The 21,334-nt window shown below is 72.4% G+C and carries 17 protein-coding genes and 1 pseudogene; 8 read left to right on the forward strand and 10 right to left on the reverse strand.

The genetic code is table 11. The features are described from left to right. The first annotated feature begins 26 nt into the window (after positions 1-26). Both AC1VM9_RS18325 and AC1VM9_RS18330 read left to right on the forward strand, forming a co-directional pair. Positions 27-995 (forward strand): COX15/CtaA family protein, encoded by a 969-nt coding sequence (locus tag AC1VM9_RS18325; RefSeq protein WP_483123636.1) that lies wholly within the window; start codon positions 27-29, stop codon positions 993-995. Positions 996-1,027: 32 nt separating this feature from the next. Continuing rightward, positions 1,028-2,071 (forward strand): NUDIX hydrolase, encoded by a 1,044-nt coding sequence (locus AC1VM9_RS18330; RefSeq protein ID WP_483123637.1) that lies wholly within the window; start codon positions 1,028-1,030, stop codon positions 2,069-2,071. A 51-nt stretch (positions 2,072-2,122) separates the two neighbouring features. Here AC1VM9_RS18330 and AC1VM9_RS18335 read toward each other — a convergent pair whose 3' ends face one another. Then, the gene (locus tag AC1VM9_RS18335) at positions 2,123-3,097 is read right to left on the reverse strand and encodes a heme o synthase (RefSeq protein ID WP_481340739.1); all 975 of its coding nucleotides are present in this window, start codon (positions 3,095-3,097) and stop codon (positions 2,123-2,125) included. A 293-nt stretch (positions 3,098-3,390) separates the two neighbouring features. Here AC1VM9_RS18335 and tkt point away from each other — a divergent pair, with 293 nt between their 5' ends. The 6 genes from tkt to pgl are packed head-to-tail and all read left to right on the forward strand — an operon-like array spanning position 3,391 to position 12,022. Then, positions 3,391-5,721 (forward strand): transketolase, encoded by a 2,331-nt coding sequence (tkt, locus tag AC1VM9_RS18340; protein WP_481344922.1) that lies wholly within the window; start codon positions 3,391-3,393, stop codon positions 5,719-5,721. 32 nt (positions 5,722-5,753) lie between these two features. Continuing rightward, a complete protein-coding gene (gene tal / locus AC1VM9_RS18345) occupies positions 5,754-6,866 on the forward strand; it encodes a transaldolase (protein ID WP_483123639.1) in 1,113 nt (370 codons plus the stop codon). Continuing rightward, positions 6,863-8,527: a glucose-6-phosphate isomerase gene (locus AC1VM9_RS18350; protein ID WP_483123640.1), complete on the forward strand. Its 1,665-nt coding sequence runs from the start codon at positions 6,863-6,865 to the stop codon at positions 8,525-8,527. The genes tal and AC1VM9_RS18350 overlap by 4 nt, the downstream gene beginning before the upstream one ends. Beyond that, on the forward strand, positions 8,524-10,065 hold the full coding sequence (gene zwf, locus AC1VM9_RS18355) for a glucose-6-phosphate dehydrogenase (RefSeq protein ID WP_481344924.1): 1,542 nt from the start codon (positions 8,524-8,526) through the stop codon (positions 10,063-10,065). Before AC1VM9_RS18350 ends, zwf begins: the two co-directional genes overlap by 4 nt. Next, positions 10,062-11,294, forward strand: a complete 1,233-nt coding sequence (gene opcA, locus AC1VM9_RS18360) for a glucose-6-phosphate dehydrogenase assembly protein OpcA (RefSeq protein WP_481343776.1) — start codon at positions 10,062-10,064, stop codon at positions 11,292-11,294. The genes zwf and opcA overlap by 4 nt, the downstream gene beginning before the upstream one ends. Continuing rightward, entirely contained in the window at positions 11,291-12,022 is a 732-nt protein-coding gene (gene pgl, locus AC1VM9_RS18365) for a 6-phosphogluconolactonase (protein ID WP_483123642.1), read from the forward strand. Before opcA ends, pgl begins: the two co-directional genes overlap by 4 nt. Before the next feature lie 79 nt (positions 12,023-12,101). Here pgl and AC1VM9_RS18370 read toward each other — a convergent pair whose 3' ends face one another. The 9 genes and pseudogenes from AC1VM9_RS18370 to uvrC form a co-directional block, all read right to left on the reverse strand. After that, positions 12,102-12,452, reverse strand: a complete 351-nt coding sequence (locus tag AC1VM9_RS18370) for an RNA polymerase-binding protein RbpA (RefSeq protein WP_481343778.1) — start codon at positions 12,450-12,452, stop codon at positions 12,102-12,104. Positions 12,453-12,464: 12 nt separating this feature from the next. Next, on the reverse strand, positions 12,465-12,710 hold the full coding sequence (secG, locus tag AC1VM9_RS18375; RefSeq protein WP_481343781.1) for a preprotein translocase subunit SecG: 246 nt from the start codon (positions 12,708-12,710) through the stop codon (positions 12,465-12,467). A gap of 150 nt (positions 12,711-12,860) precedes the next feature. Continuing rightward, positions 12,861-13,673: a triose-phosphate isomerase gene (gene tpiA, locus AC1VM9_RS18380; RefSeq protein WP_483123643.1), complete on the reverse strand. Its 813-nt coding sequence runs from the start codon at positions 13,671-13,673 to the stop codon at positions 12,861-12,863. Then, complete coding sequence (locus AC1VM9_RS18385; RefSeq protein WP_483123644.1) at positions 13,673-14,881, reverse strand: phosphoglycerate kinase; 1,209 nt, start codon at positions 14,879-14,881, stop codon at positions 13,673-13,675. The genes tpiA and AC1VM9_RS18385 overlap by 1 nt, the downstream gene beginning before the upstream one ends. Positions 14,882-14,976: 95 nt before the next feature. Then, positions 14,977-15,981 carry a type I glyceraldehyde-3-phosphate dehydrogenase gene (gap, locus tag AC1VM9_RS18390; protein ID WP_481344928.1) on the reverse strand — a complete coding sequence of 335 codons (1,005 nt, stop codon included), beginning with the start codon at positions 15,979-15,981 and terminating at the stop codon, positions 14,977-14,979. 200 nt (positions 15,982-16,181) lie between these two features. Beyond that, entirely contained in the window at positions 16,182-17,162 is a 981-nt protein-coding gene (whiA, locus tag AC1VM9_RS18395; protein ID WP_481343453.1) for a DNA-binding protein WhiA, read from the reverse strand. A 140-nt stretch (positions 17,163-17,302) separates the two neighbouring features. Continuing rightward, positions 17,303-18,270, reverse strand: a pseudogene (locus AC1VM9_RS18400) (gluconeogenesis factor YvcK family protein). Positions 18,271-18,287: 17 nt separating this feature from the next. Further along, positions 18,288-19,205 carry an RNase adapter RapZ gene (gene rapZ, locus AC1VM9_RS18405; protein ID WP_481343455.1) on the reverse strand — a complete coding sequence of 306 codons (918 nt, stop codon included), beginning with the start codon at positions 19,203-19,205 and terminating at the stop codon, positions 18,288-18,290. After that, positions 19,202-21,250 (reverse strand): excinuclease ABC subunit UvrC, encoded by a 2,049-nt coding sequence (gene uvrC, locus AC1VM9_RS18410; protein WP_483123646.1) that lies wholly within the window; start codon positions 21,248-21,250, stop codon positions 19,202-19,204. The genes rapZ and uvrC overlap by 4 nt, the downstream gene beginning before the upstream one ends. Positions 21,251-21,334: the final 84 nt, after the last annotated feature.

Consider the following 21,334-nt stretch of genomic DNA (forward strand, 5'->3'; position numbering starts at 1 on the left):
GGCGGCGCTGCCCGTACCCTCGTGTCGTGTCGACGCACGTGTCCGCCCCCGCTCCATCGACGGACGCCCCGACGGGGCTGTCCCGGATGCTGAGGCCGCTCCGGCTCCCCGCGGTGCCCGGGCGGTGGGTCCGGCCGCTGCTCGTCGCCAACCTCGTCGCCGAGATCGGCATCGTGGCCACGGGCGGCATCGTGCGCCTCACCGGCAGCGGCCTGGGCTGCTCGACCTGGCCCGAGTGCCAGCCGGGGTCCTTCACCCCGGTCCGCACGCCGGCGAGCTCGTTCCACGACCTCGTCGAGTTCGGCAACCGCACGCTGACGTTCGTCGTCGCCGTCCTCGCCCTCGTGTCGGTGTGGGTCGTCGCGACGCACTGGCCGGCCCGTCGACGGCTGCAGGTGGTGGCGGTGGGTGTCCTCGCGGGCATCCCGACCCAGGCGGTCCTCGGCGGCATCACCGTCCTGACGGGCCTCAACCCGTGGTTGGTCATGGGGCACTTCCTCCTGTCCATGGCGCTCGTCGCGCTGTCGACGGCTCTGGTGCGCGGTGCGCTCTACGAGCAGGACGGCCCGGGCGAGCTCGTCGTCCATCCCCTCGCGCGGCGCGTCGCCCACCTCACGGCCGCCGTCGGCACCGTGGTGCTCGTCCTCGGCACCGTCGTCACCGGCTCGGGGCCGCACTCCGGCGATGCCGACCGGCCGGCGCGCACCGGGTTCGACCCGCGCTTCGTGTCGTGGATGCACGCCGACGCCGTCATGCTCTTCTGCGGCCTCGTCGTCGCGACGCTGGTGGCGGTCCGCATCACGGCCACGACCGACCGGGCCCGCCGCTGCTTCGACCTCGTGCTCGTCGTGACCGTCGTCCAGGGCCTCATCGGCTACACCCAGTACTTCACCGGTCTGCCCGAGGTGCTCGTCCTGCTCCACATGGTCGGCGCGGCGCTGCTGACCACCGCCCTCACGTGGGGCGTGCTGTCGACGCGTCGCTCCCCCGTCTGAACGAACCCGTCCGCGCTGCCTAGGCTGGGCGCGTGAGCGAGCAGCCGACACTCCGTGACGGCGACCTCGTGCTGCGCCCCTGGCGTGCCGAGGACAGCGAGGTCACGCGCGAGCTGCACGACGCCGAGATCGCCCACTGGTTCGACGTTCCCGACGTCGTGCCGCCCGCCGACGAGCACCTCGCCTGGATCGGGCGCACCCACGACGAGTGGGCCGACGACCGGGCCAAGGCGACCTTCCTCGTCGAGTGGCACGGCCGGCCGGCGGGCTCGGTCGACGTCCGTCGCTCGCAGCCCGGCGTCGGCGTCCTGTCGTGGGCCATCTACCCGTCCTCACGCGGCCGCGGGCTGGGCTGGCGCGCCGTGCGGCTGCTCGTCGAGTGGGCCTTCGACGAGCTCGACCTCGAGCGCGTCGAGGCCCACGTCGACCCGGCCAACCGCGCCTCGCTGCGCACCGCCCTCCGGGCCGGGCTGCTGCGCGAGGGGCTGCTGCGGGGCAACACCACCCTCGGCGGCACCCGCACCGACACCGTCGTGCTCGGCCGCCGCCGCGGCGACCCGGCCCCCGACACGCGCGACGGGTTCACCGCGATGCTCGACTCGACCCTGCCGACCAAGCGCGCCATCGCGCAGGGCGTGCTCCGCTCCCCCGACGGCCGGCTGCTGCTGCTCGAGCTGGTCTACAAGCGCGACTGGGACCTGCCCGGCGGCGTCGTCGACCGGCACGAGTCGCCGGCGGCCTGCGTCGTGCGCGAGCTGCGCGAGGAGCTCGCGCTCGACGTCACGGTGCGGTCCCTGCTCGCGGTGAACTGGCTGCCGGCGCTGCACGGCTGGGCGGACGCCACCGTCTTCGTCTTCGGTCTGGGCACCCTCGACCCGAGCCTCCTCGACCCGGCGCGGCTGCAGCGTCGGGAGGTCGCCGCCGTGCACTGGAGCGAGCCGCACGAGTGGGCCGCCCGGGTCGCGCCGTACAACCGGCGCCTGCTCGAGGCCCTGCTCCCCTCGGGCCGGCGCGGGAGCGATGCGCCGACGCTCTATCTCGAGGACGGCCGGCCGGTCGTGGCGTCGGGCACGTGAGGGGGCCGACGGATGGCTGCGGCCGGCTCCTGCCCGCCCGACTCAGCCGGCTCAGCCCAGCCCGGGCAGCGGCAGGTGCCAGATGGGGTCGAGCGCGACGCCGACGAACAGCAGCGTCAGGTACGTGATGGAGAAGTGGAACAGACGCATCGGCTTGAGCACGTCGTGCGCCACGCCGGCCCGTGCCCGGGCCAGCAGGCGGTGCGCCTCGGTGAGGAACAGCACGCCGGACACGAGGGCCGCGACGGTGTAGACCCAGCCGACGCGCTGGACGGGGACCAGCGCGAGCGAGGCGAGGACCATGGCCCACGAGTAGAGGACGACCTGCTTGGCGACGACGACGAACCGCTCGACGACCGGCAGCATCGGCACGTGCGCCGCGGAGTAGTCCTCCTTGTAGCGCATCGACAGCGGCCAGTAGTGCGGCGGCGTCCAGAAGAAGATGACGAGGAAGAGGATGAAGGCCGACCAGCTGACGGTGCCGGTCACGGCCGACCACCCGATGAGAACCGGCATGCAGCCCGCGGCCCCACCCCACACGATGTTCTGCGCCGTGCGCCGCTTGAGCAGGAGCGTGTAGCCGAAGACGTAGAAGAGCAACGCCGCGAGGGCGAGTCCGGCGCTCAGCCAGTTGACGAGCAGGCCCAGCCACAGCGTCGACACGACGGTCAGGGTGACCCCGAAGACGAGCGCACCCGTCGGTGAGACCGTGCCCGTGACGAGGGGGCGCCGGCTCGTGCGGTGCATGACGGCGTCGATGTCGCGGTCGATGTAGCAGTTGAGCGTGTTGGCCGCACCGGCCGAGAGCGTGCCGCCGACGACGGTCGCCACGACGAGCCAGAGGTTCGGCACGCCCTGCTGCGCGAGGAACATGACGGGGATCGTCGTGATGAGCAGCAGCTCGATGATCCGCGGCTTCATCAGGGAGACGTACTGCCCGACGAGGAACTTCAGCCCACTGCCGTCCGGACCGTGCAGCGCCGAGAGGTCGGCGCGGGGGTCCACCGTTGTCACTGAGATCCTCACCGCTGGTTCGTCGCTCGGACCACCGGGTACGCACCACGAGGTACAGAGCATTGCGTCGCAAGTCTAGACCGTCGTCCGTTCGACCAGACACCGCACCGTCGCCGTCGAGCCCGCCGTCGAGTCCGCCGTCGAGTCCGCCGCCCAACCCAGGCCCCCACGGCGACCTGGGCGGACCGTCCACGAGACCCGCGGCCCGACGCGTGACCACCCAGCGGGCGTGGTGTCGTGGCTCACAACGGCGGGACTAGGCTCGTGGCGTTACGCGATCCACCTCGTCCGAAGGAGACCGGTCCGTGTCCAGCACCGCCACGAAGGCGAAGAGCCCAACCCGTTCGAGGTCGACGAAGAGCCCGAAGGACCTGCTGGCACAACGAGACCCGGGCCTGCCTCGTCCGGTGGCGAAGAAGGCCGGCTGGACCGACCTCGACATCCGCGCCGTCGACACGACCCGCCTGCTCGCCGCCGACGCCGTGCAGAAGGTCGGCAACGGGCACCCCGGCACGGCGATGTCGCTCGCCCCGCTGGCCTACCTGCTCTACCAGAACGTCATGACCCACGACCCGTCCGACCCGAGCTGGCTCGGACGCGACCGGTTCGTCCTCTCCTGCGGCCACTCGAGCCTGACGCAGTACATCCAGCTCTACCTGTCCGGCTACGGGCTGTCCCTCGACGACCTCAAGGCGCTCCGGACGTGGGGCTCGCAGACGCCGGGCCACCCCGAGGTCCACCACACCAAGGGCGTCGAGATCACGACCGGCCCGCTCGGCTCGGGACTCGCGTCGGCCGTCGGCATGGCGATGGCCCAGCGCCGCCAGCGCGGCCTGTTCGACCCCGACGCCAAGCCGGGCACGAGCCCGTTCGACCACCACGTCTACGTCATCGCCTCCGACGGCGACATGCAGGAGGGCGTGACCCACGAGGCCTGCGCGCTCGCCGGCCACCAGGAGCTCGGCAACCTCACGGTCGTCTACGACGCCAACCAGATCTCCATCGAGGACGACACCGACATCGCGTTCAGCGAGGACGTCGCCAAGCGCTTCGAGGCCTACGGCTGGCACGTCGTCGAGGTCGACTGGCGCAAGGACGCCGACGGCGCCACCTACGTGGAGGACGTCGACGCGCTCCTCGCCGCGATCCGCAGCGGTGACTCGGTGCGCGACAAGCCGACACTCGTCGTCCTGCACACGATCATCGCCTGGCCGGCGCCGACGAAGCAGAACACCGGCAAGTCGCACGGCTCGGCCCTCGGCGACGCCGAGGTCGGGGCGACGAAGGAGCTGCTCGGCTTCGACCCGAAGAAGAGCTTCGTCGTCGAGCCGGCCGTCCTCAAGCACGCCCGCGACGTCGTCAAGCGCGGCAAGGCGGCCCACCGCGAGTGGGACGCCTCGTTCCGCGCGTGGCGCAAGGCCAACCCGGATCGCGCCGAGCTGCTCGACCGCGTCCTGGCCAAGGAGCCGCCGAAGGACCTCAGGCGCGCCCTCCCGACGTTCCCGGCCGACGCCAAGGGCATCGCGACCCGGGCGGCGTCCGGCAAGGTCCTCGGCGCCCTCGCCGACGTCATGCCCGAGCTGTGGGGCGGCTCGGCCGACCTCGCCGAGTCGAACAACACGACGATGGAGGGCCAGCCCTCGTTCGTCCCCACCGGCAAGCAGACCCGCGAGTGGAAGGGCGGCCCGTACGGGCGCACCCTGCACTTCGGCATCCGCGAGAACGGGATGGGCATGATCCTCAACGGGATCGCCCTCGAGGGTCTGACCCGGCCGTACGGCGGCACCTTCCTCGTCTTCTCCGACTACATGCGCCCGGCCGTGCGCCTCGCCGCGATCCAGCAGGCGCCGGTCACCTACGTGTGGACGCACGACTCCATCGGGCTGGGCGAGGACGGCCCGACGCACCAGCCCATCGAGCACCTGGCCGCCCTGCGAGCGATCCCCGGCCTCGACGTCGTCCGTCCGGCCGACGCCAACGAGACCGCGGCCGCCTGGGCCCAGATCCTCACCCGCGCGGAGGGCCCCGCCGCGCTGTGCCTGACCCGCCAGGCCGTCCCGACGTGGGACCGCTCGAGGTACGGCAAGGTCAGCGGCGTCGCCAAGGGCGCCTACGTCCTCGTCGAGGAGTCCCGCGCCGGTGAGCCCGACGTCATCCTCATCGCCACCGGTTCCGAGGTGCAGCTGGCGGTCGAGGCCGCCGAGAAGCTCGAGAAGGGCAAGGTCTCCACGCGCGTCGTGTCGATGCCGTGCCGGGAATGGTTCGAGAAGCAGAGCCGTTCCTACCAGGACAAGGTGCTGCCCCCCGCGGTCCGCGCCCGCGTCAGCGTCGAGGCGGGGGTGTCGATGGGCTGGCACGACCTCGTCGGTGACGCCGGCCGGATCGTCAGCATCGAGCACTTCGGGGCCTCGGCGGACTACCAGACGCTGTTCCGCGAGTTCGGCATCACCGCCGACGCCGTCGTCAAGGCCGCCAAGGACTCGCTCAAGGCGGCCGCCGGGTCGGCCGGCTCCGGCCGGACCGCCCCGCGCGTCACCGAGACGAACCCGCGACGCGCCGAGCAGAGCGCCGCCACCGACGTCATGGGCACCGACGTGGCCTCCGGCGCACACGCCGCGTCCGCCGAGGCCAACTGACCCGACGACCCAACCAGAAGGGGACAGACACCATGAGCAACCCGAACACCCAGGCCCTCACGGACGCCGGAGTCTCGATCTGGCTCGACGACCTCTCCCGTGAGCTCATCGAGACCGGCAAGATCTCCGAGCTCATCGAGGAGCGCAACGTCGTCGGCGTCACGTCGAACCCGTCGATCTTCCAGTCGGCGCTGTCCAAGGGCGACCGCTACAACGAGGACCTCGCCGCGCTGACCGCGGCCGGCAAGGACGTCGAGGACGTCGTCTTCGAGCTGACGACCGAGGACGTCCGCAACGCCGCCGACCTCTTCCTGCCCCTCTACGAGAGCAGCAAGGGCGTCGACGGGCGGGTCTCCATCGAGGTCGACCCCCGTCTGGCGCACGATACCGACAAGACGGTCGAGCAGGCCAAGCAGCTGGCGGCCGCCGTCGACCGTCCGAACGTCCTCATCAAGATCCCGGCGACCAAGGCGGGCCTGCCGGCCATCACCGCGGTCACGGCCGAGGGCATCAGCGTCAACGTGACGCTCATCTTCTCCCTCGAGCGGTACCGGGGCGTCATGAACGCCTACCTCGAGGGCCTCGAGAGGGCGCACGCCAACGGCCACGACCTGTCGACGATCCGTTCGGTCGCCTCGTTCTTCGTCTCCCGCGTCGACACCGAGATCGACAAGCGTCTCGACGCCATGGGGACCGACGAGGCGAAGGCGCTGCGCGGCAAGGGCGGCATCGCCAACGCGCGCCTCGCCTACCAGGCCTACGAGGAGGTCTTCTCGACCCCGCGCTGGACCAGCCTGGCCGACGAGGGCGCCAACCCGCAGCGTCCGCTCTGGGCCTCCACGGGCGTCAAGGACAAGGCCTACCCCGACACCATGTACGTCACCGAGCTCGTCGCACCGGGCGTCGTCAACACGATGCCGAGCGCCACCCTCGAGGCCACCGCCGACCACGGCGAGATCCGGGGCGACACGGTGACCGGCGCCTACGAGGAGTCCTCGAAGGTCCTCGACGACCTCGACGGCATCGGCATCTCGTACACCGAGGTGACCGACCTCCTCGAGCAGGAGGGCGTCGACAAGTTCGAGAAGGCGTGGGGCGACCTGCTCGACGGCGTGCGAGCCGAGATGGACAAGGTCCGGGCATGAGCTCGATCTGCGTCACCGCGTCCGGCGCGGCGGCCGAGGCGATCGCGGCGCACGTCGACACCCTGGTGTCCGACCGCGTCGCGAGCCGGCTCTTCGAGCAGGACCGGACGCTCTGGGGCGAGGCCGCCGAGGCCGAGGCGGGCATCCGTCTGTCCTGGACCGGGCTGGCCCGGTCCTCGCGTCCGCTCGTCGGCCAGATCGCCGCGCTGCGCGACGAGCTGGCCGGCGAGGGCCTGACCCACGTCGTGCTCTGCGGCATGGGTGGCAGCTCGCTCGCGCCCGAGGTCATCTGCGCCACGGCCGGCAAGGACCTCGTCGTCCTCGACTCGTCCGACCCCGACTACGTGCGCCGTGCCCTCGCCGACGACCTCGAGCACACCGTCGTCGTCGTCTCGAGCAAGTCCGGCTCCACGGTCGAGACCGACTCGCAGCGCCGCGCCTACGAGCAGGCGTTCACCGACGCCGGCATCGACCCGGCCGAGCGCATCGTCGTCGTCACCGACCCGGGCAGCCCGCTCGACGGTGAGGCCCGCGAGAAGGGCTACCGCGTCGTCAACGCCGACCCGAACGTCGGGGGCCGCTACTCGGCCCTGACCGCCTTCGGCCTCGTGCCGAGCGGCCTCGCGGGTGTCGACGTCGAGGCGCTCCTCGACGAGGCGGAGTCCGTCGCCGACGTCCTGTCGGCCGACGACGACGCCAACCCCGGGCTGCGCCTCGGTGCCGCGATGGGTGGCACGACGCCGCTGCGCGACAAGCTGGTCCTCGTCGACGACGGCTCGGGCATCGTCGGGTTCGCCGACTGGGCCGAGCAGCTCATCGCCGAGTCCACCGGCAAGGACGGCACCGGCGTGCTACCCGTCGTCGTGGGCAGTGCCGACGACCCGGAGGTGCGCTGGCCCGCCGCGGACGTCACGGTCGCCCGACTCGTCGGCGGCGACGACGACGGTACGCCGGACTCGACTGTCGCAGAAGGCGGTTCGGAGGTCCGCGTCGGCGGGTCGCTCGGCGCGCAGCTGCTGCTCTGGGAGGTCGCCACCGCCGTCGCGGGCCGCCTCCTCGGCATCAACCCCTTCGACCAGCCCGACGTCGAGAGCGCCAAGAAGGCCGCCCGCGCACTCCTCGACCAGGGCACCGCGTCGGCCGACGCCCCCGCCGCGACCGACGGCGCCGTCGAGATCCGCGCGGTCGGTGGGGGTGACGGTGCGTGGCTCGGCGACGCGTCGACCGTGCCCGCTGCGCTCGACGCGCTCTTCGCGCAGCTCGACCCCGAGCGCGGCTACGTCGCGGTCATGGCCTACCTCGACCGGCTCGCCGACGCGCACCTGGCGGACACCCGCGCCGCGCTCGCACGCCGCACCGAGCGGCCGACCACCTTCGGCTGGGGCCCGCGGTTCCTCCACTCCACCGGCCAGTTCCACAAGGGCGGCCCCGCCGTCGGCGTCTACGTGCAGGTCACGACGGCGCCCACGCAGGACCTGCCGATCCCCGGCCGGGACTTCACCTTCGGCGACTTCATCGCCTCGCAGGCCGGCGGCGACGCCGCGGTCCTGGCCGACCACGACCGCCCGGTCCTGCGGCTGCACCTGACCGACCACGACGCCGGTCTGGCCCAGGTGCGCGACGCGTTCGGGCAGGGGTCGACCGCGGGAGGGCATGCATGACGCCGGCGCGAGTCGCCCACGGGCACAACCCGCTCCGCACGGCCGAGGACAAGCGGCTGCCCCGCATCGCGGGTCCCTGCGGCCTCGTCCTCTTCGGCGTGACGGGCGACCTCGCCCGCAAGAAGCTCATGCCGGCGATCTACGACCTCGCCAACCGCGGACTGCTCCCGCCGGGCTTCTCCCTCATCGGGTTCGCCCGGCGCGACTGGGCCACGCAGGACTTCGGCCAGGTCGTCCACGACGCCGTCAAGCAGCACGCCCGGACGCCCTTCAGCGAAGACGTCTGGCGCAACCTGTCCGAGGGCTTCCGGTTCGTGCCGGGCACCTTCGACGACCCGGACGCCTTCGACCTGCTCGCCAAGACGGTCGAGGAGCTGGACCGGGACCGCGGCACCGGCGGCAACCACGCGTTCTACCTGTCGATCCCCCCGGCCTTCTTCGCCACCGTGTGTGAGCAGCTCGAGCGGTGCGGCCTGACCCGGGCCGAGGGCGACAGCTGGCGACGCGTCATCATCGAGAAGCCGTTCGGCCACGACCTCAAGAGCGCCCAACAGCTCAACGACATCGTCGAGGGCGTCTTCCCGCCCGACGCCGTCTTCAGGATCGACCACTACCTCGGCAAGGAGACCGTCCAGAACCTCCTCGCCCTGCGCTTCGCCAACCAGCTGTTCGAGCCGGTGTGGAACGCCAACTACGTCGACCACGTGCAGATCACGATGGCCGAGGACATCGGCATCGCCGGCCGGGCGGGCTACTACGACGGCATCGGGGCGGCCCGCGACGTCATCCAGAACCACCTGCTCCAGCTCCTCGCCCTCACCGCGATGGAGGAGCCGGTCTCCTTCGACGCCAAGGACCTTCGCGCCGAGAAGGAGAAGGCGCTCTCGGCCGTCCGGCTGCCTGCGAACCTCGACACCGGCGCGGCCCGCGGGCAGTACGCCGCCGGGTGGCAGGGTGCCGAGGAGGTCGTCGGCTACCTCAGCGAGGACGGCGTCGACCCGGACTCGCACACCGAGACCTTCGCCGCGGTGACCCTCGAGGTCGACACCCGACGCTGGGCCGGCGTGCCGTTCTACCTGCGCGCCGGCAAGCGGCTCGGCAAGCGCGTCACCGAGATCGCCGTCGTCTTCAAGCGGGCGCCGCACCTGCCGTTCGAGCACACGGCCACCGAGGAGCTCGGCCAGAACGCCATCGTCATCCGCGTCCAGCCCGACGAGGGCGTGACGCTGCGGTTCGGCTCGAAGGTGCCGGGCTCGCAGATGGAGGTGCGTGACGTGACGATGGACTTCGGCTACGGGTCCTCGTTCACCGAGGCCTCTCCCGAGGCGTACGAGCGGCTCATCCTCGACGTCCTCCTCGGCGACCCGCCGTTGTTCCCCCGCCACGAGGAGGTCGAGCTGTCCTGGCGCATCCTCGACCCGCTCATGGCGCACTGGGCCAAGGACGGCAAGCCGGAGCAGTACCCGGCCGGCACGTGGGGGCCGCCGTCGGCCCACGAGATGCTGAAGCGGGACGGACGTCACTGGAGGATGCCGTGATCAGGGACCTGACCGACACGACGACCACGGGCATCAGCAAGACGCTCGTCCGCCTCCGCAACGAGGTCGGCGCCATGGCGCTCGGCCGGGTCCTGACGCTCGTCATGGTCGTCGAGGACACCGACGCCCAGGAGGCCATCGACGCCGCCAACCAGGCCAGCCGGCAGCACCCCTGCCGCATCATCGTCGTCATCCCCGGTGAGCGGCGCGGCAGGAACCGCCTCGACGCGCAGATCCGCCTGGGCGGCGACGCCGGCGCAAGCGAGATCGTCGTCCTGCGGCTCTACGGCGCGCTGGCCGGGCACGGGCCGAGCGTCGTCGTGCCGCTCCTGCTGCCCGACTCCCCCATCGTCGCGTGGTGGCCGGGCAAGGCGCCCGACGACGTCGCCAAGGACCCCATCGGCGCCATGGCACAGCGTCGGATCACCGACGCCGCCCTGCACCACAACCCGCGGCTCATGCTCAAGAAGCGGGCGGCGACGTACGCACCGGGCGACACCGACCTGTCGTGGACCCGACTCACGCTGTGGCGCGGGCTGCTCGCCGCCGCCCTCGACCAGCCGCCGTACGAGCCGATCACCGGGGCCGTCGTCAGCGGCGCCCCGGACTCGCCGTCCTCCGACCTGCTCGCGGCCTGGCTCACCCGCCGCCTCAAGGTGCCGGTGCGGCGCGTCTCGACGCCTCGGGGCTCGGGCATCAGCTCGGTGCGCCTGGAGCGGCGCAGCGGGCCCATCGACCTCGTCCGTCCCGGCGACGTCGTCGCGACGCTGTCGCAGGCAGGCCAGCCGGACCGGCGGATCAACCTGCCCCGGCGCGAGCTGCCCGAGTGCCTCGCCGACGAGCTGCGCCGGCTCGACCCCGACGAGGCCTACGCCGAGGCGCTGTGCCGCGGCCTGTCCGACCTGCAACCGGCCCGGCTGTCGGCCGCCGCGGCGGCCAAGGCCGGCAAGGCCCCCGACCTCGCGGAGGCTCGCCGGCTCGCCGCGCGCCTCGGCCACGACGAGTCCGCCCAGGACGCCAGCGCCATGATCACCGCGCCTCCGGCCCCCGGGACGGCCGAGACCGCGCAGGTCAAGGAGGCGACGGCCCGCAAGCTCGCCGGCAAGCGGACGCCGCGCGAGAAGGCCACAGCCAGGGCGCGCAAGAAGTCCGACGCGTCGACGGCCAAGCGGACCGCTGCGGCGACGGCGACCACCGGGCCCGCGACGGCGAAGAAGGCGTCCTCGTGAGCGAGCCCCGCGTCGTCGTCCACCCGGACAAGCAGTCGCTCGCCGATGCCGCCGCCGCTCGCCTGGTCACCGCCCTGCTCGACGCCCAGGCCCGCTCCCCCGAGGCCCAGGTGGCCCTGACGGGTGGGTCGATGGGGTCGGCGGTGATCGCCTCGCTGGCGCAGGTCCCCGGCCGCTCGGCCGTCGACTGGTCACGCGTGCGGGTCTGGTGGGGCGACGAGCGCTACCTGCCCGCCGGTGACCCCGACCGCAACGACACCCAGAACGACGAGGCGGGCCTGACCACCCTCGGCCTCGACCCATCGAAGGTGCACCGGGTCGCCGGGCCGGACGCGTCCGAGAACGCCGAGGCCAGCGCCGCGGCGTACGCCGCGTCGATCCGTGAGTTCGGCCAGCAGGCCTGGGACGTCGTCCTGTTCGGCGTCGGGCCTGACGGGCACGTCGCCTCGCTCTTTCCGCACCACCCGGCCCAGCGCATCGGGGACGCGATCGCCGTGGCGGTCCACGAGTCACCGAAACCGCCGCCCGACCGGGTCAGCCTGACCTTCGAGTGCTTCGAGCGAAGCCACGAGGTGTGGTTCCTCGTCGCAGGTCCGGACAAGGCCGAGGCGGTGGCTGCCGCGCTCGCCCCCGGCACCGACCGCTGGGACGTCCCCGCGGCGGGCGTCCGCGGCACCGACGCGACGCTGTGGCTCGTCGACGCCGACGCCGCCTCCGGGCTCGGCTGAGCCGGCACCCCACGGGAACGACGGAGGGCCCGGGACGTCGTCCCGGGCCCTCCGTCGTGCGTCGGTGGTGACCGTCAGGTCACTGGATGAGGCCGCGCTCCCGGAGCGTGCTCAGGGCCTCGTCGAGGATCGCTGCGCCGTCGGCGTCGCTGCGCCGCTCCTTCACGTACGCGAGGTGCGTCTTGTACGGCTCGACCTTCGGCGGGGCGGGCGGGTTGTCCTTGTCCTGGCCCGCGGGGAAGCCGCAGCGGGGGCAGTCCCACGTCTCCGGCACGACCATGCCGGGCTCCTCGGCGAAGCTCGGCCGGGTCTCGTGCCCGTTGGAGCACCAGTAGGAGATGAAGACGCGGGGGGCGGCGTCGCCGCGCTCGGCCTCACCCATCGGGCCCGCGCCGACCCGGCTTCCACGAATGGCGTTACCACTGGCCATGGCGTGCTCCTCTCAGCTCGCGAAACGGGCCAGCAGGCCCAGGCCGATGATCGCCGTCGCCCAGACCACGGCGACGGCGACGGTGAAGCGGTCGAGGTTGCGCTCGGCCACCGACGAGCCACCGAGGGACGTCGACATGCCCCCGCCGAACATGTCCGACAGGCCACCACCCTTGCCCTTGTGCAGCAGGATGAACAGGGTCAGGACCAGGCTGGACAGGACCAGCAGGACCTGGAGCACGATGCGAACCGCATCCACGGGGGTCACTCCATCTCGTCGGGGTCGTCGGCGCTCGGGTCTCGTGCCGTCCGCTCGCGCGGCCGGTCCCCGGCGCTCGGGACAGGATACCTCCCGGGCCCGCCACGGCCGAACGGCCGCGGCGGGCGGGAGGTGCGGTGACGCGAGCGGTCAGCCGGCGGTCACGTGGTCGCGGTAGCGGCAGATCGACGCGAACTCGGCCGGGTCGGTCGAGGCGCCGCCGACGAGGGCGCCGTCGACGTCGTCCTGCGCCATGATGGCGGCGACGTTGGCGGCCTTGACGCTGCCGCCGTAGAGGACGCGGACGCCGTCGGCGACCTCGGCCCCGTAGAGCTCGGCGAGCAGCGCCCGGATCGCGGCACAGACCTCCTGCGCGTCGTCCGGGGTCGCGACCTCGCCGGTCCCGATGGCCCAGATGGGCTCGTAGGCGATGACGATGGTGGCGGCCTGCTCGGGGGTGACGCCGTCGAGGTCCTCGCGCAGCTGCGCGACGACGTGCTCGACCTGGCGGCCCTCCCGACGCACGTCGAGCGCCTCGCCGCAGCACAGGATCGGCGTCAGGCCGTGGGCGTAGGCCGCCCTGACCTTGGCGTTGACGACCGCGTCGGTCTCACCGTGGCCCTCGCGCCGCTCGCTGTGCCCGACGACGACGTAGGTGCAGCCGAGCTTGGCGAGGAACGCGCCCGAGATGTCGCCGGTGTAGGCGCCGGACGCGTGCGGAGAGAGGTCCTGGGCGCCGTAGCGCAGCTCGAGCTTGTCGCCCTCGACGAGGGTCTGCACGGAGCGCAGGTCGGTGAAGGGCGGCAGCACGGCCACCTCGACCGCAGCGTGGTCGTGCTTGGCGTCACGCAGCGTCCAGTCCAGCTTCTGCACGAGGTGCGTCGCCTGGAGGTGGTCGAGGTTCATCTTCCAGTTGCCGGCCATGAGCGGGATGCGACCCGCGGGCTTGGTGTCCTTGGCCATCAGGCGTCGTCCTCCTCGAGAACGGTCAGTCCGGGCAGCTCCTTGCCCTCGAGGTACTCGAGGCTGGCGCCACCACCGGTGGAGATGTGGCCGAAGTCGGAGTCCTCGAAGCCGAGCTGGCGCACCGCGGCCGCCGAGTCACCACCACCGACGACCGTGAGGGCGCCCCGGGCCGTGATGTCGACGAGCGCCTGGGCCAGCGACTTCGTCGCGGCGGCGAACGGCTCCATCTCGAACGCGCCCATCGGGCCGTTCCAGAAGACGGTCCGGCAGTCGGCGAGCTTCTCGGCGAAGAGGCGGCTCGACTCGGGACCGATGTCCAGGCCCATCCGGTCGGCCGGGATCCCGTCGACGGCGACGACGTCGTGGTCGGCGTCGGCGCTGAACGCGTCGGCGGCGACGACGTCGACGGGCAGGACGATCTCGACGCCATCCTGCTCGGCCCGCTCGAGGTAGCCCTTGACCGTGTCGACCTGGTCGGTCTCGAGCAGGCTCTTGCCGACCTCGTGGCCCTGGGCGGCGAGGAAGGTGAAGACCATGCCGCCCCCGATGAGGAGACGGTCGGCCGTGCCGAGCAGGTTGCCGATGACGCCGAGCTTGTCGGACACCTTGGCCCCTCCGAGCACGACGGCATACGGCCGCTCGGGGTCCTTGGTGAGGCGGCGCAGGACGTCGACCTCGGTCTGGACGAGGCCACCGGTGGCGTGCGGGAGGAGCCGGGCGACGTCGTAGACCGACGCCTGCTTGCGGTGGACGACGCCGAAGCCGTCGGACACGAAGGCGTCTGCGAGAGAAGCGAGCTCGCCGGCGAACTCGGCCCGCTCCTCGTCGGTCTTGGCGGTCTCCCCGGCGTTGAAGCGGAGGTTCTCGAGGAGCAGCACCTGCCCGTCCTGCAGGGCGGCGGCCTTGGCCTTCGCGTCCTCGCCGACGGTGTCCTCGGCGAAGGCGACCTCGCGGCCGAGCACCTCGGCGAGGCGCTTCGCGACGGGCGCGAGGGAGTACCTGGCCTCGGGCGCGCCCTTGGGCCGGCCGAGGTGGGCGCAGACGATGACGCGGGCGCCGGCGTCGGCAAGGCCCTGGATCGTCGGGGCGGAGGCGCGGATGCGGCCGTCGTCGGTGATCGTCGAGCCGTCGAGCGGCACGTTGAGGTCGGACCGGACGAGGACGCGCTTGCCTCGCACGTCCCCGAGGTCGCTGGTGGTCTTCACGCGGTATGCCTCTTCAGTGGTTGGGGTCAGCCGGACACGGAGACGGCCACCGCCCCGGGCGTGTCGATGACAGCCGAGGGCGGTGGCCGGGTGGCTCAGAGGGACGCGCCGACGAGCTTCACGAGGTCGACGAGGCGGTTGGAGTAGCCCCACTCGTTGTCGTACCAGCCGACAACCTTGACCTGGTTGCCGATGACCTTGGTGAGGCCGGCGTCGAAGATGCACGAGGCGGGGTCGGTCTCGATGTCCTTGGAGACGATCTGGTCCTCGGTGTAGACGAGGTAACCCTTGAGCGGACCCTCGGCGGCGGCCTTGACCGCGGCGTTGACCTCCTCGACGGTGGTCTCGCGGCCGGCCTCGAACGTCAGGTCGGTGGCCGAGCCCGTGGGCACGGGGACACGGAGGGCGTAGCCGTCGAGCTTGCCCTTGAGCTCGGGCAGGACGAGCGAGACGGCCTTGGCGGCGCCGGTCGTCGTGGGGACGATGTTGAGCGCGGCCGCGCGGGCGCGACGGAGGTCCTTGTGCGGGGCGTCCTGCAGGTTCTGGTCCTGCGTGTACGCGTGGATCGTCGTCATGAGGCCCTTGACGATGCCGAACTCCTCGTGGAGGACCTTGGCCATCGGCGCGAGGCAGTTCGTCGTGCACGAGGCGTTCGAGATGACGGTGTGCTGGTCGGCGTCGTACAGGTCGTCGTTGACGCCCATGACGATGGTGATGTCCTCGTTCTTGGCCGGCGCCGAGATGACGACCTTCTTCGCGCCGCCGGCGACGTGCGCCTTGGCCTTCTCCGCGTCGGTGAAGAAGCCGGTGGACTCTACGACGACGTCCGCACCGACGCCGGCCCAGTCGATCGCGGACGGGTCGCGCTCCTCGAAGACGCGGATGGCCTTGCCGTCGACGGTGATGGACGTCTCGTCGTAGGACACCTCGCCGGGGAAGCGCCCGAGGATCGAGTCGTACTTGAGCAGGTGGGCCAGGGTCTTGTTGTCCATGAGGTCGTTCGTGGCCACGACCTCGATGTCGGCCCCGGACGCCACGATGGCGCGGAAGAAGTTGCGGCCGATGCGGCCAAAGCCGTTGATACCAACGCGAACGGTCACTGCTGTGCACCTCTTCGGTGAGACGGTGTGAGGGTGTGTCGGACGTCGTCAGACGACCTTCGTCCGACGGGAGGGCCGCGACGCTGCGACCTCGGTCACAGTCCACCCTAGTCGCTCCCCCGAGGCGCCGAGTCGGCAGTCTCAGGGCGTGGAGAGGCAACCCGGGCAGCGCGCGTTGCCGGGCGGATGCCGCGCCGGGCTCAGCTCTCGAGCATCTCCGGCGTCAGGTTGGCCTCGGTGCCCGGGACGCCGAGGTCCTCGGCCCGCTTGTCGGCCATCGCCAGCAGGCGTCGGATGCGGCCCGCGACGGCGTCCTTGGTCATCGGCGGCTTGGCGAGCTGGCCGAGCTCCTCGAGGCTGGCCTGCTTGTGCTCGAGCCGCAGCCGGCCCGCCTCGCGCAGGTGCTCGGGGACCTCCTCGCCGAGCAGCTCCATGGCGCGCTCGACGCGGGCACCGGCGGCGACCGCTGCGCGCGCGGAGCGGCGCAGGTTGGCGTCGTCGAAGTTGGCGAGGCGGTTGGCCGTGGCGCGCACCTCGCGCCGCATCCGGCGCTCCTCCCAGGCGAGGACCGCGTCGTGGGCGCCGAGCCGCGTCAGCATGGCGCCGATGGCGTCACCGTCGCGGATGACGACGCGGTCGACCCCCCGCACCTCGCGGGCCTTGGCCTGGATGCCGAGGCGACGCGCCGCCCCGACGAGGGCGAGGGCGGCCTCGGGGCCGGGACAGGTCACCTCGAGCGCCGACGAGCGGCCCGGCTCGGTCAGCGACCCGTGCGCGAGGAAGGCGCCCCGCCAGGCCGCCTCCGAGTCGCACGTCGCCGCGCTGACGACCTTCGGCGGCAGCCCCCGGACCGGGCGGCCCCGCGTGTCGATGAGGCCGGTCTGGCGCGCGAGGGTGGCACCCTCCTCGACGACCCGGACGACGTAGCGCGAGCCGCGGCGCAGCCCGCCGGCCGCGAGGACGAGGACGTCGCTCCGGTGGCCGTACACCTCGCCGATGTTGCGGCGGAGTCGGCGCGCGGCGTTCGCGGTGTCGAGCTCGGCCTCGACGACGATCTGCCCCCCGATGATGTGCAGCCCGCCGGCGAAGCGCAGCATGGTCGACACCTCGGCCTTGCGACAGCAGGGCTTGGTCACCTCGAGGCGCGAGAGCTCGTCCTTCACCTTCGCTGTCATGGCCATGCGGCACATCCTGCCACCCTGATCAAGCACCCTCGGCCGCAGAGGGGTGAGCGATGCGCCATGGCGCCTCGTGGCGGCCACCCGGGCGGTTCGTCACGGTTCGTCCCCACCCGTGCTCACGAGGTCGGGCGAGGAGGTCCTCAGGCGATGACGTCCCGCAGCGCGGCCGCGAGCCGGAGCGGGTCGTGGACACCGGGTGCACCGCGCGCGGAGACCGGCGCCACGACGACTCGGCACCGAGCTCCGCCGCCGCGGCCCGCAGCGACGGCTCGTCGACGACGACGCTCGGGTCGGCGAGGACGACGTCGAGGCGCAGGTGCGGCGCGTTCGCGGCGAAGGAGGCCAGGTGGTCCTCGGCGCGGAAGTCCCGGGTCTCGCCCTTGTGCACCTCGAGGTTGAGGTTGAGCAGGCGCCTCGCCCGCGTGGCGACGAGGGCGTCGGCGAGGTCGGGCACGAGCAGGTGGGGCATGACCGAGGTGAACCACGACCCGGGCCCGAGCACGACCCAGTCGGCCTCGGCCACCGCGCCCAGCGCCTCGGTGCAGGGCGCCGGGCAGGTCGGCACGATGCCGATGGAGGACACGATGCCGGGTGAGGACGCGACGCGGTGCTGCCCGTGGACGGTGACGGCCTCACCCGGGCGGTCCGGGTCGTGGCCGACGATCTCGGCGACGATCTCGAGCGGCTCGGCGGCCATCGGCAGGACCCGGCCGCGCGCGCCGAGCAGCCGGCCGACGAGGTCGAGTCCCCGGACCGTGTCGCCGAGCAGCTCCCAGATGGAGACGATCATGAGGTTGCCGAGCGCGTGGCCCCGGAGGTCGCCGTCGCCGCCGAAGCGGTGCTGGAGGACGTCGCGCCACGTGTGCCCCCAGTCGCTGTCGTCGCACAGCGCCGAAAGGGCCATCCGCAGGTCGCCGGGCGGCAGGACCTCGAAGTCACGGCGCAGCCGGCCGCTCGACCCGCCGTCGTCGGCGACGGTCACGACGGCCGTGACGTCGTCGGTGAGCAGGCGCAGCGCGCTCAGCGTCGCCGAGAGGCCGTGCCCGCCGCCGAGCGCGACGATGCGCCGCTGCTGGGACGGGCCGAGCGTGACGCGGGGGGCGGGCAGGGTCACGCGTCCACCGTTCACTCGCGGCCGAGGTCGCGGTGCACGACGAACGTGTCGACGCGGTCGTGGCCCCGCAGCCGCCGGCTCAGCGCCTCGGCCGTGGCGACGGACCGGTGCTTGCCGCCCGTGCAGCCCACGGCGACCGTGACGTACCGGCGCCCCTCGCGGACGTAGCCACCGATCATCGTCTCGAGCAGGTCGGCGGCGCGGTCGAGGAACTCCTCGGCACCGGGCTGCTTCATGACGAACTCGGCCACCGGCTCGTCGCGGCCGGTGAGGGCCCGCAGCTCGGGCACCCAGTAGGGGTTGGGCAGGAACCGCATGTCGAAGACGACGTCGGCGTCGAGGGGCAGGCCGTACTTGAAGCCGAAGGACATGACGGCGATGCGCAGCTGCACCTTGCGGTCACCGGCGAACAGCGAGGACAGCTTGGCACTGAGCTGGTGCACGTTGAGCCCAGAGCTATCGATGACGACGTCGGCCGACGAACGCAGGTCCTGCAGCAGCTCGCGCTCGTGCTGGATGCCGTCGAGGAGGCGGCCGCTGCCTTGCAGGGGGTGCGGCCGGCGCACGCTCTCGAAGCGTCGGACGAGCGCCTCGTCGGTGGCGTCGAGGAACACCAGGCTCGGCCGCTCCCCCCGCTCGCGTGCCGCGGAGATGGCCTCGTCGAGGTGGCCGAACCAACCACCGGCCCGGACGTCGACGACGACCGCGACCTGCTGGTGGCTCGCGTCGGGGTTGTGCGCGAGCGCCGCGTCGCGCAGCTCGGCGAGGTGACCGAGCAGCTGCGGTGGCAGGTTGTCGACGACGAGCCACCCGAGGTCCTCGAGCACGTTCGCCGTCGTGCTGCGGCCCGCACCGCTCATGCCGGTGACGATGACGATCGGAGCGTCCGCGAGGGAGGCCAGGTCGGCGGTCCTGCTGTCGGCGGTCATTCGAGGACTTCTCCCGTCGTGAGGTTCACGGCTGGCTCCTGCGGTGCACCCTCAGCCAAGTGGGTCACGACCGCCGAGGCAAGCGACGGGCCGATGCCAGGTACCGCCATGATGTCCGTCGCGTCCGCGGCCCGAAGCCGTTTGACCGACCCGAAGTGGCGCAGCAGCGCCTTCTGCCGGCTCGACCCGAGGCCCGGGATGCCGTCGAGGGCGCTCGTGGTCATCGCCTTGGACCGACGCTGCCGGTGGAAGGTGATGGCGAACCGGTGCGCCTCGTCGCGCAGGCGCTGGAGCAGGTACAGGCCCTCGCTGGTGCGGGGCAGGATGACCGGGTGCTCGGTGCGTGGGACCCAGACCTCCTCGAGCCGCTTGGCCAGCCCCACGAGCGCAACCTCCTCGATGCCGAGCTCGTCGAGCACCGCCTGCGCCGCGTTGACCTGGGGCAGGCCGCCGTCGACGACGACGAGGCTCGGCGGGTAGGCGAAGCGACGCGGGCGACCGGTCTCGGGGTCGATGGGCCCCGACGCGGCAGGGGTGTCGTCGGCGGTGCCCTCCGTGTCCTCGGTGCCGGCGAGGTCGCCGTCCGCCTCCGCCTCCTCGAGGTACCGGCGGAACCGCCGGGTCAGCACCTCGCGCATCGCGGCGGTGTCGTCGACGGTCACCGTGCCGTCTGCCGCGGCCTCGAGTGCGACGGCCGCGCCCGTCGTGCCCGCCCTGCCCGCCGTGCCACGGACGATGAAGCGTCGGTACTCGCTCTTGCGGGGCAGGCCGTCCTCGAAGACCACCATCGAGGCCACGACGTTGGTGCCCTGGACGTGGCTGACGTCGTAGCACTCGATGCGCAGGGGTGCCTCGTCGAGCTCGAGGAACTCCTGCAGCTCCTGGAGGGCCTGGCTGCGCAGCGTCAGGTCGCCGGCTCGAGCCACCTTGTGCCGGGCCAGGGACTGCTCGGCGTTGCGGCGGACGGTCTCCATGAGGGTGCGCTTGTCACCCCGCTGGGGGATGCGCACGTCGACCCGCGCGCCGCGGACCGACGAGAGCCACTCGACGACGGCCTCGCAGTCCTCGGGCAGGGTCGGCACGAGCACCTCGCGCGGGACCGTCTCGCGGTCGGCGTCGCCGTAGACCTGCTGGAGCAGGTGGCCGACGAGGGCCGGCAGGTCCTCGCTCTCCTTCTCCACGACCCAGCCGCGCTGGCCCCGGATGCGGCCGCCACGGACGTGGAAGACCTGGACCGCCGCCTCGAGGTCGTCGTCGGCGAGCGCGAAGACGTCGGCGTCGGTGGCGTCGCCGAGGACGACGGCCTGCTTCTCGAGGGCCTTGCTGATCGCGCCGATGTCGTCGCGAAGGCGCGCCGCCTGCTCGAAGTCGAGGTCGGCCGCGGCCTCGCGCATCCGGGCCTCGAGCCGCTTGACGAACCGGGTCGTGTTGCCGGCCATGAAGTCGCAGAAGTCCTCGGCGATGGCGCGGTGCTCCTCGGGCGTGACCCTGCCGACGCACGGTGCCGAGCACTTGTCGATGTAGCCGAGCAGGCACGGCCGGCCGCTGGCCGCCGCGCGCTTGTAGACGCCGGAGGAGCACGTGCGCAGCGGGAAGACGCGCAGCAGCAGGTCGAGGGTCTCGCGGATGGCCCACGCGTGGCCGTACGGACCGAAGTAGCGCGTGCCCTTGCGCTTGGCCCCACGCATCACCTGCGCCCGCGGGACGGGCTCGCCCATGGTCACGGCGAGGAACGGATAGGACTTGTCGTCGCGGTACTTGACGTTGAACCGGGGGTCGAACTCCTTGATCCACGAGTACTCGAGCTGGAGCGCCTCGACCTCGGTGCGCACGACGGTCCACTCGACCGACGCGGCCGTCGTGACCATCGTGGCGGTGCGTGGGTGCAGCGCCGTGATGTCCTGGAAGTACGAGGAGAGCCGCGGGCGAAGCGATTTGGCCTTGCCCACGTAGATGACGCGACCGTGCCCGTCGCGGAACCGGTAGACGCCCGGATCGGTCGGGATCTCCCCCGGCTTCGGTCGATAGGTCGTCGGGTCGGCCACGGCTCCACCCTATGTCGGGCCACCGACGGCCCGGTCCCCTCCCTCTCGAGCGCGGCGGCCAGACCGAGGTGACCGAGGTGACCG

This window comes from Monashia sp. HAY1-11D (assembly GCF_056868035.1).

What these genes read in the sequence shown, in the direction of transcription:
- tal (WP_483123639.1), top strand. Translation starts at nt 5,754, where the DNA reads ATGAGCAACCCGAACACCCAGGCCCTCACGGACGCCGGAGTCTCGATC.
- AC1VM9_RS18350 (WP_483123640.1), top strand. Translation starts at nt 6,863, where the DNA reads ATGAGCTCGATCTGCGTCACCGCGTCCGGCGCGGCGGCCGAGGCGATC.
- zwf (WP_481344924.1), top strand. Translation starts at nt 8,524, where the DNA reads ATGACGCCGGCGCGAGTCGCCCACGGGCACAACCCGCTCCGCACGGCC.
- AC1VM9_RS18370 (WP_481343778.1), bottom strand. Translation starts at nt 12,452, where the DNA reads ATGGCCAGTGGTAACGCCATTCGTGGAAGCCGGGTCGGCGCGGGCCCG.
- tpiA (WP_483123643.1), bottom strand. Translation starts at nt 13,673, where the DNA reads ATGGCCAAGGACACCAAGCCCGCGGGTCGCATCCCGCTCATGGCCGGC.
- whiA (WP_481343453.1), bottom strand. Translation starts at nt 17,162, where the DNA reads ATGGCCATGACAGCGAAGGTGAAGGACGAGCTCTCGCGCCTCGAGGTG.
- rapZ (WP_481343455.1), bottom strand. Translation starts at nt 19,205, where the DNA reads ATGACCGCCGACAGCAGGACCGCCGACCTGGCCTCCCTCGCGGACGCT.